Consider the following 11,459-nt stretch of genomic DNA (forward strand, 5'->3'; position numbering starts at 1 on the left):
TGGGAGTCTCAAGATGAGTGCCGACGAAAAAAGAATTCGCGATTTTGCTTACCAAATCTGGGAGTCCGAGGGTAAGCCCTCCGGACACGACGAGCGTCACTGGGAGATGGCGCGCAAGCTTGCAGAAGCAGAAGCCCTGGCACCTGACAAGTCCAGCGTGCGCAAGTCGAGCAAGCCCAAGCTGCCTGAAGTAGACAGCGCCAAGGCGCCTGCCAAGGGCGCGGCCAAGCCTGTGGCGAAGTCAGCACCAGCAGCAAAGCCAGCGGCCAAGCCCGCAGCTGAAGCCAAGCCAAAGCCAGCGGCCAAGGCGGCTCCCAAGCCTGCTCCCAAAGCCAAGCCGGCTACCGCTGCGCCAACTGATGCCCCAGCCAAGCCTGCTGCCAAGAAGCCACGCAAACCGTCGAATTCTTGAAACTCTTCTGGCCGGGCGCCAGTCCATTGTTGCAGGTCGCACTCTGATCGGAGATGAGGCCTGCTACACCCCCATACTTTATCGTCAATATTGAAGCCTTCGTGGCTTCGATAGCGGCCTTGGCCGCTCAGAAAATCATTCGACGTCAGGAAGTCATCATGAATACGAAGTCCACTACAACGGCAGAAGATAATTCAGCCCCGCAAGACAATCCAGGCAGCACCCCGTCTCGCATTCGTGAAGGACTTCCCTTTCCTCTCGGCGCCAGCTGGGACGGCCTGGGTGTCAACTTTGCCCTGTTTTCGGCCAACGCCACCAAAGTAGAGTTGTGTCTGTTTGACTCGACCGGTGAAATCGAACTGGAACGCATCGAACTTCCGGAATACACCGATGAGACGTATCACGGCTACCTGCCCGATGCGCACCCGGGCCTGATCTATGGCTATCGCGTCTACGGCCCTTATGACCCTAAAAACGGTCATCGCTTCAACCACAACAAACTGTTGATCGACCCGTATGCCAAGCAACTGGTCGGCGAATTGAAGTGGTCTGAAGCATTGTTCGGTTACACCATTGGTCATCCTGACGGCGACCTGAGCTTCGATGAACGTGACAGCGCGCCCTTTGTACCGAAGAGCAAGGTGATCGACGAGGCTTACACCTGGGGCCGCGATCAGCGCATCGGTACGCCTTGGGACAAGACCATTTTCTATGAAACCCACGTGCGCGGCATCACCATGCGCCACCCGGAAGTTGCCGAAGAGCTGCGCGGCACGTTTGCCGGTCTGGGATCAGCCCCCGTTGTCGACCACATCCGCAAGCTGGGTGTGACCTCCGTCGAGCTGCTGCCGATACACGCCTTCGTCAACGATCAGCATCTGCTGCAAAAAGGAATGACCAACTACTGGGGCTACAACAGTATTGCGTTCTTTGCGCCAGACCCGCGTTATCTGGCGAGTGGCAAGATTGCCGAGTTCAAGGAAATGGTTGCGCACCTGCATCATGCCGAGCTGGAGGTCATTCTTGATGTGGTCTACAACCACACGGCCGAAGGCAACGAGCTTGGCCCTACCCTGTCCATGCGCGGTATCGACAACGCCTCCTATTACAGGCTGATGCCGGACGACAAGCGTTATTACATCAATGACTCAGGCACCGGCAACACCCTCGACCTGAGCCACCCGTGCGTACTGCAGATGGTCACTGACTCCCTGCGTTACTGGGCTTCGGAAATGCATGTCGACGGGTTCCGCTTCGACCTGGCAACCATTCTGGGTCGCTACCACGATGGTTTCGACGAACGTCACAGCTTCCTGGTCGCCTGCCGTCAGGACCCGGTGCTGCGTCAGGTCAAACTGGTCGCCGAGCCTTGGGACTGTGGCCCAGGTGGCTATCAGGTCGGCGGTTTCCCGCCAGGCTGGATGGAGTGGAACGACAAGTTTCGTGACACCGTACGTGCCTTCTGGAAAGGCGACGAAGGCCAATTGGCAGACTTCGCGGCACGCATGACCGCCTCCGGCAACATGTTCAACCAGCGCGGTCGGCGTCCACAGGCGTCGGTGAACTTCATCACCGCGCACGATGGTTTCACGCTGCACGACCTGGTGTCGTACAACGACAAGCACAACGAAGCCAACGACGAAAACAACCAGGACGGCAGCAACAACAACCTGTCCTGGAACCACGGCGTCGAAGGCCCGACCGAAGACGCGGAAATCAACACCCTGCGTCTGCGTCAAATGCGTAACTTCTTCGCTACTTTGCTGCTGGCGCAAGGTACGCCGATGATCGTCGCCGGTGACGAGTTCGCCCGTACCCAGCACGGCAATAACAATGCCTACTGTCAGGACAGCGAAATTGGCTGGATCAACTGGGATCTGGACGAGGACGGCGCAGCATTGCTCAAGTTCGTGACCCGCGTGATCAAGCTGCGTCAGACCTACCCGATTCTGCGCCGCAGTCGCTTCCTGGTGGGCGATTACAACGAAGAAATCGGCGTCAAGGACGTAACCTGGCTCGCTCCGGATGGCAACGAGATGAGTGTCGAGCAATGGCACGATGCCAATGGCCGTTGCCTGGGCATGTTGATGGATGGCCGTGCACAGGAAACCGGTATCCGTCGTCCAGGTGCCGACGCTACGCTGCTGCTGGTCGTCAACGCGCACCACGACGGGGTCAACTTCACCCTGCCGGAAGTGCCTGAAGGCACCCATTATGAGTGCCTGATCGACACCAATCAGGATGATGCACGCAGCAAGGAGCACTTTGCGTTCGGTTCGCAATATACCGTCACGCCGCGCTCGCTGCTGCTGTTCGAACTGAAGCGCGAAGACCAGCAATGATTGATGCCTTGAGTGAGTTTCTCGACTGGCGCAAGCACGGTTATGCCGATACGCGTGCGCTGGGCGAGTGCTTGCAGGCATTGGTCAACGAAGGTCTTGATCAGCTCCCCCTGCCTGCCAGCGGTCAGACACTTGAGCGCTGGCGGGCGCTGGCCTGCATTGCAGGCCATGACCTGGGGTTGTGCAAGTTGTACGAGGGGCATACCGACGCCTTGGCGATCATGGCGGAACTGGGTGCCCCGCCCCCCGAACAATTCAGCACCTGGGGCATGTGGGCGGCAGAGCCGCCGCAGGCACGGGTGAATATCAGCGGCACTGGCGATTCACTTCGTCTGAATGGCCGAAAAGCGTGGTGTTCCGGTGCTACTGCCTTGAGCCATGCATTGATCACCACATGGGATGAAGAACATCGCCAGCAACTGGTGGCGGTGCAACTCGACCAGCCCGGCGTGCATATGACCAGTGATGGCTGGCGCGCAGTTGGCATGGGCGCCACCGGCAGCGTCGAAGTCGTGTTCGAGCACGCTACCGGGCAAGCGATTGGAGCGCCGGGCGGCTACCTGGAACGGCCTGGCTTCTGGCAAGGCGGCATCGGCATCGCGGCGTGTTGGTATGGTGCCTCCCGGGCGATCGCCCAACGCTTGCTGGCACAGGTCGGCAAACACGAAGAGCCACACGCTCTTGCGCACCTGGGTGCTGTAGATGTCGCGTTGCACGCCGCAATCGATGTACTGCGTGCCGCCGCTGCGCATCTGGATCAGGCCCCGGCTGAAAATGCCGAGGTGCTCGCCAGACGCTGTCGTGCCTACGTGGAGCACGCTGCGGAACTGGTCATTCAGCACGTGGGCCGCGCGGTAGGTGCGGGTCCTTACTGCAAGGACCCGCACTTCGCTCGACTGATCACCGACCTGCCGGTTTTTCTGCGCCAGAGTCATGCCGAGCAAGACCTTGCTGCACTGGGTCAATTGACGGGTAAACGGCTGCCAGCTTTACGCACGTGGTCACTATGAGAGCGTATCTATCATGAGCAAAGGCTTTCTAGTCAGCGACGACGAGTCTGGCCAGGGCACGCCTCTGGCTGCCTGGAACGCCTCCGGCAAACTGCGCAGCGTACCTGCGATTACTGCAGACCTGCTGGTGCCGAACAATTGCAGGGCGGTCATCATCGCCCCGCATCCGGACGATGAAGTACTGGCATGCGGCGGTTTGATGAGCCAGTTGGCGCAGCTGGAACGCAATCTGTTGTTGATCTCGGTCACTGACGGCACTGCCAGCCATCCGGGCTCCACGCTCTGGCCTGTCGAGCGACTTTCTGCAATCCGGCCCCAGGAAAGCGCCGAAGCCTTGAATCGTCTCGATATTCCCCTCGAGCGTCTTGAGTGGCTGCGCTGCGGCTTGCAGGATGGGACTGTGGCCGAATCCGAAGATCAGCTGACAGAGTTTCTTGAACGTCATCTGGGCCCTGCCGACGTGGTGTTCGCCACCTGGGCAGAAGATGGTCATGGCGACCACGAAGCCGTTGGCCGCGCCAGTGCAAGAGCCTGTGCGTCTACCGGAGCGCAGCTTTGCGAAGTACCGATCTGGGCCTGGCACTGGGCTGACCCTGAAGATGAGCGTCTGCCATGGGACCGCGCACGCAAGTTGCTGCTGGACCCGGCGACCCTTGCTCGTAAACGTAATGCCGCTCAGGCGTTCGTCAGCCAATTGCAGGGTGACCCGGCCATCGGTCTTGCGCCCGTTCTGCCAGCCGTTGTTCTGGAAAGACTGCTGCAACCGTTTGAACTGGTGTTTGTATGAGCGTCGAAGACGGCTATTTCGATGAGCTGTTTCGCAACAACGATGACCCGTGGGCGTTCAAGCAACGCTGGTATGAGCGGCGCAAGCGTGCGCTGACACTGGCCGCGCTGCCCCGTGAACACTATCGCTCGGTATTCGAGCCTGGCTGTGCCAATGGCGAACTCAGTGCCGACCTTGCCGGGCGCTGTGACGCACTGGTGTGCTGCGACACGTCAAACCTGGCGGTAGAACTGGCACGCAAGCGTCTGGCAGGCCTGCCCCATGTGCGCGTGCTGCAGGCCCGTTTGCCACAGCAGTGGCCGCAGGGACAATTTGATCTGATCGTCTTCAGCGAGCTGGGTTACTACCTAGACGTCGATGACCTGCACCGCCTGATCGACTGCATTCTATCCTCGCTTTCACCCGATGGTCAGTTGCTCGCCTGTCACTGGCGCCCTGATATCGAGGGCTGCCCGCTGAACGCACAGGCTGTACACGACATCATTGCCGAACGCTTGGCCATGCACCGTCTTTTCAGTCATCACGAACAGGATTTCCTGCTGGACCTGTGGAGTCGTGATGGAACCTCCGTAGCAGAACAGGAATTCTCCGATGATCGGCATTCTGATCCCGGTGCACAATGAAGAGCAGCTACTCGATTTGTGCCTCGAAACGATAAAGCAAGCGGCTGAACACCCGGATCTCAAGGGTGAGCGAGTAGAGGTGCTGGTGGTTCTCGACAGTTGCACCGACAGCTCGGCAGACATCGCGCGAGCGCACGGGGTGATGGTCCTTGAGGTCTCGGCCCGCAACGTCGGACAGGCACGCGCCGAAGGAGCAGCTTTTCTCCTCGACCGAGGTGCGCGCTGGCTGGCCTGCACCGATGGCGACAGCACCGTGGCGAATGACTGGCTTGCCGAGCAACTGGCACTGGATGCCGATGCGGTATGCGGGACCGTCATGCCCGGCGATTGGAACAAGGATATCTCTGCGGCTGCGCAGGCGGCTTACCTCAAGCATTACCAGCACCGGGACGGCCATCGGCACATTCATGGTGCCAACCTGGGTGTCAGCTCAATTGCCTATATCAGTGCAGGCGGGTTTCCGGCACTGGCCTGCCACGAAGACGTGCATCTGGTTCGCCAGCTGGAGCTGATCGGCGCGCGGATCGCCTGGAGCTGCCGCCCGCGGGTCACGACCAGTACCCGCCTGGACTCAAAAGCCAGAGGCGGGTTTGGCGACTTTCTGAGTTCGCTGAACGCCTGAAAAGCGCTTATTCGTGATGCGCTGTCTGCATACCTGAATGGTCAGAGTCGGCAGAATTGAGCGCCGTGCTGAAGAAGCGCACAGCTTCTGCGCTCAGGTTGCGGTGAATGTCTTCGCGGTCCACTCCGTCAGGGTCGTTGCACAGTAACGGTGCGCTCGAACGCTGTTCGTCACTGCACGGTGCCATAAAGACAAAGTGCCCTGCCCCCGCCAACAACTTATAATCCGGTGCCTGCGGCAGTTTGCGCGCCAGCGCTTCGGCGTTGCGGTCGATGGCCAGCAACTGGTCGTCATCCCCGGCATACATCAGCACCGGTACATGCACATCGCCCAGCGTGTGACGGCCGAACATCAGGCTCAACGGGGCCATCAACATCAGCGCACCGACCCTGGGGTCAGCCTGGGCATGCAGGTCATCGCGGTCAGCGACCAGCTCCCCTTGAGTCTTGCAGGCGTCACGGTCTGTGGGGCGTTCGAGGCAATACTGGCGCAGGCGCTGTAGATCAGGCTGCGCGCCCGCAAGAATAAGCGCAGTTTCGCCACCCGCCGAATAGCCGATCACGCCCACCTGACGAGCATTGAGATAAGGGGCCAGCATAGGGTCGAGCAAGGCCGTGCTGATCGCTTCAGAGATCTGCAGCGGGCGACCATACAGGTTACTCAGGCTGCCCAACCGACTGTGATCACGATCATTGTCGCCAGGATGAACCACAGCAACCACCACAAACCCCTGGCGCGCCAATGATGTGGCCAGGTCATGCAACGCCAGCGGTGTACCGGTATTGCCATGAGACAGCAGCAGCAACGGGAACCGGCCCATTGCAATCGGCGCATTTTCGCCGGCCTCGACGCGATAGCCGTGCAGGGTGCTCCACTGCTCACTGGCGGTCGACGGGTAAAAAGCGATGGCCTGCACCGGCTGTGAATCCAGCGGGTCGGGGAAACTCAGCTCGTGATAGCCCGCGCTCCAGGCGTCATCGGCCTGAGCGTGAACCGCAATCAGGCTGTCGAGCAAGCAAACCAGCATCACTGCACAAAGACGTACCATCGAAAGGCCCAACCTTTGCAAATCCGGAGGCTCGCCCGGATAGTCCATTCAGCGCTTGTGTCGAGCATCGTGCTCCAGCGCGCCGCTCTCACCCAGATGAGAGTGTGTAAAACAGAAATAGTGCACAAGCCGGGCCATAAACCGCCCGCTCTTTTCAGCAATCGTGAAAAACACCACAAACCGCAAACACAGTGCCGCGAAGATGCAGTTTAGTCCTTGAATAGCCCGCTTACCTGTAAGGAAGCTGTCAAGGTTGAGTACGCTCAAAACTGCGTGCATTTATGCGGCGCACAAAAAAACTCCACAACCCGGCGCACGTTGCTCGCGCAAGTTGTGGAGTCTTGTTCAGACCATCACCGACTCAGGCGGCGAACAGCTCGCTCTCGATATGTTGCTGCGCGGCTGTCATGGCGTTGGCACGCGGCTCTTCACCATAGGCCAGGCCGTGCGCACGAACAAATTGCAGGTCGGTGATACCGATGAAGGCGAACAGCGCCTTGAGCAGTTCTTCGTGGCCAGCGCCGGTTGGCTGCCCGACGTGCAGGCCACCGGAAGTGGAAACGATAATAACCTTCTTGCCGCCACACAGGCCTTCAGGGCCGGTTTCGGAATAACGGAACGTGCGGCCGGCAACCATGATCCGGTCAAACCAGGCTTTTAACTGGGACGGGATAGTGAAGTTGTACATCGGCGCACCGATCACCAGCACGTCGGCGGCAAGAAACTGCTGCAAGGTGGCTTCATTAGTGTCGACTTCCTGTTGCTGGGACGCATCTCGGGCTTCTACAGGGGTACCCGCTGCGGCAAGACTGGCAGCAGAGAAATGCCCGAGGGCTTCGCTGGCGAGGTCGCGGTAGGTTACCTGGCTGTCGGCATGCGAGCGCTGATAGGCCTGAACGACCTCATGGGTCAACTGACGCGAAGCGGAATGATCGCCGAGGATGCTGGAATCGAGGTGCAATAAATTCATAACGTAGCTCCTTAAAGAAAATCGCCACTTAGCGATGAAGTGGCGAGCATCCTATCCTTGATCGCAATAGATGATTAGTGGTCTTGAATGCGACTGTTCGTTCTATGAAGAGAACAATAAAGCGAGTCGGGACTAAGGCTTAGCTCTTTGAACGAGGTTTCGAACACATCCAGCAGCCCTCTGACCGCGGGAAGCAGCCCACGGCGTGAAGCAAACACGGCGTGCACGATGCCGCACTTTGGCCGATGCTGACTGAACAGTTCCACCAGACGTCCGTCCTGCAAGGCTTCCCGGACAATCAGTTCCGGCAGTTGCGCCACCCCAACCCCTTGCAGGGCGGCCTGCAGCATCATGTCCAGATCCGAGCTGATCAGCCTCGGCGTGTGGCGAATTTCAGCATAGTGGCCGGAAGTAGTTTCCAGCAGCCAGCGATGCTCATGGCTTGCAGACGGCGTGTCGAGGCTGGGCAGTGATGATAGCGCCTCGAGTGTCGATGTTGCGGACAGCCTGGCAGCCAGATCCGGGCGTGCGACCAGACGTTGAGCGCTGTGCCCGAGCAGCTTGACCACCAGCCCGTCGTCTTCCAGCGGCGGGAAGCGCACACGCAACGCAATATCGATGTTCTCCGTCAGCGGGTCGACACGGCGGTTGGTACTTTCGACCTGCACCTGAACCTTCGGGTGATCGGCCGCGAACCGGGCAATGGTCTCGTTGAAGCCCATCGCCGCCAGTGCCGGAGGACAGCTGATCGCCACCCTGCCCTGCGGCTCGGATTTGGAACGCAGAATCGCCTCTTCGGCAGCCTCGGCTTCGACCAGCATTGCCACGCAGTGAGCGTAGTAATCGCGCCCGCTCTCGGTCACGGCGAAAGTGCGCGTCGAGCGGTGAATCAGCCTTACACCCAGGCGCTCTTCCAGCCCGGCAATACGACGGCTGAGCTTGGACTTGGGAATTCCCAGTTTACGGCTTGCGGGCGCAAAGCCGAGGCATTCGACCACCTGAACGAAATAAAACAGATCATTGAGATCAAACACCCGGCCACCTCGCTTTCAGAGCCGCGAGTATGCAGCGCCATGGCAAGCCTCTCAATACCGGGTTTCAGATCCCGCCAGCTCACTCGGCCGTCAGGAATGCCAGCACCGGCACCGTAAATGATTCCCCGGCCTCGACACTGGACAGATGAGCCGCGTGCAATTCGATCATCTGCGAACCTTTAATGCGCTCGACCATGAAGCGCCCGTCCGCCGGGGTGGTTACCGCATCTTCAGTGCCGCAGACGACCAATACCGGCAACTGAATGGAGGCAATCTGCTCACGGAAATCTGCATCACGCACGGCAGCGCAGTTAGCTGCGTATCCCTGTGGCGATGTGCGGGCCAGCATACCGACAACCGTGTCGACCACAGCAGGCTCGGCGTGCGCAAATGAAGGCGTGAACCAGCGCGCAACAGAAGCATCACGCAATGCAACCATGGCTGACTGCCCGTCACGCAGAACGGTTTCGATGCGGGGGTTCCAGATATCAGGGTTGCCGATTCTGGCTGCCGTATTGCACAGCACGACCTTGCGCAGGCGCTGCGGCGCATTGATGGCGAGCCACTGACCGATCAGGCCGCCCATGGACAAGCCACAGAAAAAAGCCGTGTCTATGTGCAGCGCATCCAGCAACGCCAATACGTCGCGACCATTCTGCTCGATGCTGTAACTGCCCTCGCTGACCAGCGATTTGCCATGCCCGCGCGTGTCGTAGCGCAACACCTGAAAATGACGAATGAACGCAGGAATGTGGTTGTCCCACATATGCAGATCAGTGCCCAGCGAGTTGGACAACACCAGCACCGGCGCACCGGCCGGGCCTTCGAGCAGGTAGTTCAGTTCACCATCGGCGAGTTGCACGGCAGACATTCAAGACTCCGGAGAAGGACAAACCTGCACACTAATGAGTGTCGCAGCAGCATACAATCCGCTGATCGAATATCCGTGCGGCTATCGAACAGCTTACCGCTCGACGCCCCATTGAAGGAGCATTCCATGAACAAGACCCGTCACAAAGAAGACATCGCCCGGTTCTGCCTGGACTTGCCAGGCGCCCGAGAGGATTACAAATGGGGCGGTGTGCGCGTATTTTCCGTTGCCGAAAAAAAGATGTTTGCGGTCATGGACCTGGTCGGCCAGGACCTTTCATTCAAGGTCCATCCGGAACTGTTTCTGGGTTACGTGGATCGGCCCGGCATACGGCCTGCGCCTTACCTGGCCCGCGCGCACTGGATCAGCGTGGCAGACCTGCACACACTGAGCGACGATGAAGTGCGTGATCTGCTGACCCGCTCCCACCAGCTTGTAGTCGGCAGGCTACCGAAACGACAGCAGATCGGCTTGAAACTATAAAGGCAACAGCTGTAAAAGCCGCTTGCCCAGAAACAGCCAGTCAAGCCACAGCACCTGATGCGCCAGCACGATCAGCCAGAACACGATCTGGAAAGATACCTTGCGGGTCTTGTGCCGAAACACCTGTTGCGCCAGCAATGCTCCGGGCCAGCCACCGAGCAGCTCGGTGGCATGCAGGACGTTCTCCGGCGTACGCTGACCGCCGTTTCCGGCCTGTCGCTTGTCATGCCTATAGAGCACAAACGCCAGCAGGCTCATGACTATCAAAGCCAGCGCCGGGATCAACGTGACCTGCCTGAACCCCAGCGACGCCGAGCCGTAGACCGGTAGCACACACAGCAGCAGGAACGCCGACACCTTCAGGCGCAATTGCCGGACCGGTGCCCTGCCCCGACCGGCTGGCCGCTGCGGCTCGCGAGCCCGCGTCATGCCTTGGCCGATGCCCAGTCGATCCAGCCAAACTGCCAGGTCGCCAGAATCAGCAGGCCGAAGGCGATGCGATACCAGGCGAACACTGCATAGCTATGAGTTGCGATGAACTTGAGTAGCGCGCGAACTGCGATCATCGCGAAGATGAACGAGGTAATGAAACCGATGGCAAACACCGCGAAGTCGTCCGGGCGAAACATGTCCCGGTATTTGTAGCCCGAATACACGGCTGCACCGACCATGGTCGGCATGGCCAGAAAGAACGAAAATTCGGTCGCTGCCTTGCGTGACAAGCCGAACAGCAGGCCGCCAATGATGGTCGAGCCCGAGCGCGAGGTGCCGGGGATCATCGCCAGGCACTGCACCAGCCCGACTTTCAGCGCATCGCTCCAGGTCATGTCATCGACGGTTTCGGTGCGCACAGTGTGCTCGCGGCGCTCGGCCCAGAGCATGATCACACCACCCAAGACCAGCGCCGTTGCCACGGTAATGGCATTGAACAGGTAATGGTGGATCATGTCGGCAAAGATCACCCCCAACACCACGGCCGGCATGAAGGCGATCAGCAGGTTGAGGGTGAAACGCTGCGCTTGCTGTTGCTTCGGCAAGCCTGTGACAACGTCGAGAATCTTGCGCCGAAACTCCCAGACCACCGCCAGAATCGCACCCAGCTGGATAATGATATTGAAGGCCATGGCGCGCTCGCCGCCAAAATCGATCAGGTCGGCGACGATGATCTGATGCCCTGTACTGGAGATCGGCAAGAACTCCGTCAGCCCTTCTACAACACCCAATATCAACGCCTGAGCAGCGGTCCAAAGATCCATC

Annotated in this window: 13 protein-coding genes; 7 read left to right on the forward strand and 6 right to left on the reverse strand. The window is 59.5% G+C overall.

Annotation, left to right across the window (positions count from 1 at the left end):
* Nucleotides 1-13 precede the first annotated feature (13 nt).
* The 6 genes from AC4ANE_RS15760 (at nucleotide 14) to AC4ANE_RS15785 (ending at nucleotide 5,796) form a co-directional block, all read left to right on the forward strand.
* Complete coding sequence (locus AC4ANE_RS15760; RefSeq protein ID WP_002553277.1) at nucleotides 14-412, forward strand: DUF2934 domain-containing protein; 399 nt, start codon at nucleotides 14-16, stop codon at nucleotides 410-412.
* 158 nt (nucleotides 413-570) lie between these two features.
* Entirely contained in the window at nucleotides 571-2,754 is a 2,184-nt protein-coding gene (gene glgX / locus AC4ANE_RS15765; RefSeq protein ID WP_057425333.1) for a glycogen debranching protein GlgX, read from the forward strand.
* A complete protein-coding gene (locus AC4ANE_RS15770; RefSeq protein WP_002553276.1) occupies nucleotides 2,751-3,764 on the forward strand; it encodes an acyl-CoA dehydrogenase family protein in 1,014 nt (337 codons plus the stop codon). Before glgX ends, AC4ANE_RS15770 begins: the two co-directional genes overlap by 4 nt.
* A gap of 13 nt (nucleotides 3,765-3,777) precedes the next feature.
* Nucleotides 3,778-4,551 carry a PIG-L deacetylase family protein gene (locus AC4ANE_RS15775; RefSeq protein ID WP_002553275.1) on the forward strand — a complete coding sequence of 258 codons (774 nt, stop codon included), beginning with the start codon at nucleotides 3,778-3,780 and terminating at the stop codon, nucleotides 4,549-4,551.
* Nucleotides 4,548-5,174: an SAM-dependent methyltransferase gene (locus tag AC4ANE_RS15780; RefSeq protein ID WP_002553274.1), complete on the forward strand. Its 627-nt coding sequence runs from the start codon at nucleotides 4,548-4,550 to the stop codon at nucleotides 5,172-5,174. The genes AC4ANE_RS15775 and AC4ANE_RS15780 overlap by 4 nt, the downstream gene beginning before the upstream one ends.
* Nucleotides 5,143-5,796, forward strand: coding sequence for a glycosyltransferase family 2 protein (locus AC4ANE_RS15785; protein ID WP_002553273.1), 654 nt, complete (start codon nucleotides 5,143-5,145; stop codon nucleotides 5,794-5,796). The genes AC4ANE_RS15780 and AC4ANE_RS15785 overlap by 32 nt, the downstream gene beginning before the upstream one ends.
* A gap of 7 nt (nucleotides 5,797-5,803) precedes the next feature.
* Here AC4ANE_RS15785 and AC4ANE_RS15790 read toward each other — a convergent pair whose 3' ends face one another.
* From AC4ANE_RS15790 to pcaD, 4 genes are all read right to left on the reverse strand, one after another.
* The gene (locus tag AC4ANE_RS15790) at nucleotides 5,804-6,844 is read right to left on the reverse strand and encodes an alpha/beta hydrolase family protein (RefSeq protein WP_010203452.1); all 1,041 of its coding nucleotides are present in this window, start codon (nucleotides 6,842-6,844) and stop codon (nucleotides 5,804-5,806) included.
* Between the two features lie 361 nt (nucleotides 6,845-7,205).
* Nucleotides 7,206-7,814, reverse strand: coding sequence for an FMN-dependent NADH-azoreductase (locus tag AC4ANE_RS15795; protein WP_002553271.1), 609 nt, complete (start codon nucleotides 7,812-7,814; stop codon nucleotides 7,206-7,208).
* Between the two features lie 74 nt (nucleotides 7,815-7,888).
* A complete protein-coding gene (locus AC4ANE_RS15800) occupies nucleotides 7,889-8,848 on the reverse strand; it encodes a LysR substrate-binding domain-containing protein (protein ID WP_002553270.1) in 960 nt (319 codons plus the stop codon).
* Nucleotides 8,849-8,927: 79 nt separating this feature from the next.
* Entirely contained in the window at nucleotides 8,928-9,719 is a 792-nt protein-coding gene (pcaD, locus tag AC4ANE_RS15805; RefSeq protein WP_002553269.1) for a 3-oxoadipate enol-lactonase, read from the reverse strand.
* Nucleotides 9,720-9,845: 126 nt separating this feature from the next.
* Here pcaD and AC4ANE_RS15810 point away from each other — a divergent pair, with 126 nt between their 5' ends.
* Nucleotides 9,846-10,202: an MmcQ/YjbR family DNA-binding protein gene (locus AC4ANE_RS15810; RefSeq protein WP_002553268.1), complete on the forward strand. Its 357-nt coding sequence runs from the start codon at nucleotides 9,846-9,848 to the stop codon at nucleotides 10,200-10,202.
* On the opposite strand, the gene AC4ANE_RS15815 is transcribed toward AC4ANE_RS15810, so the two are convergent.
* Nucleotides 10,197-10,631 carry a DUF1294 domain-containing protein gene (locus tag AC4ANE_RS15815; RefSeq protein WP_002553267.1) on the reverse strand — a complete coding sequence of 145 codons (435 nt, stop codon included), beginning with the start codon at nucleotides 10,629-10,631 and terminating at the stop codon, nucleotides 10,197-10,199. The two genes, AC4ANE_RS15810 and AC4ANE_RS15815, sit on opposite strands and share 6 nt — an antisense overlap.
* A complete protein-coding gene (locus tag AC4ANE_RS15820) occupies nucleotides 10,628-11,458 on the reverse strand; it encodes an undecaprenyl-diphosphate phosphatase (RefSeq protein WP_002553266.1) in 831 nt (276 codons plus the stop codon). Before AC4ANE_RS15820 ends, AC4ANE_RS15815 begins: the two co-directional genes overlap by 4 nt.
* Nucleotide 11,459: the final 1 nt, after the last annotated feature.

The sequence above is a fragment of the Pseudomonas sp. Pme6b genome (assembly GCF_058129925.1).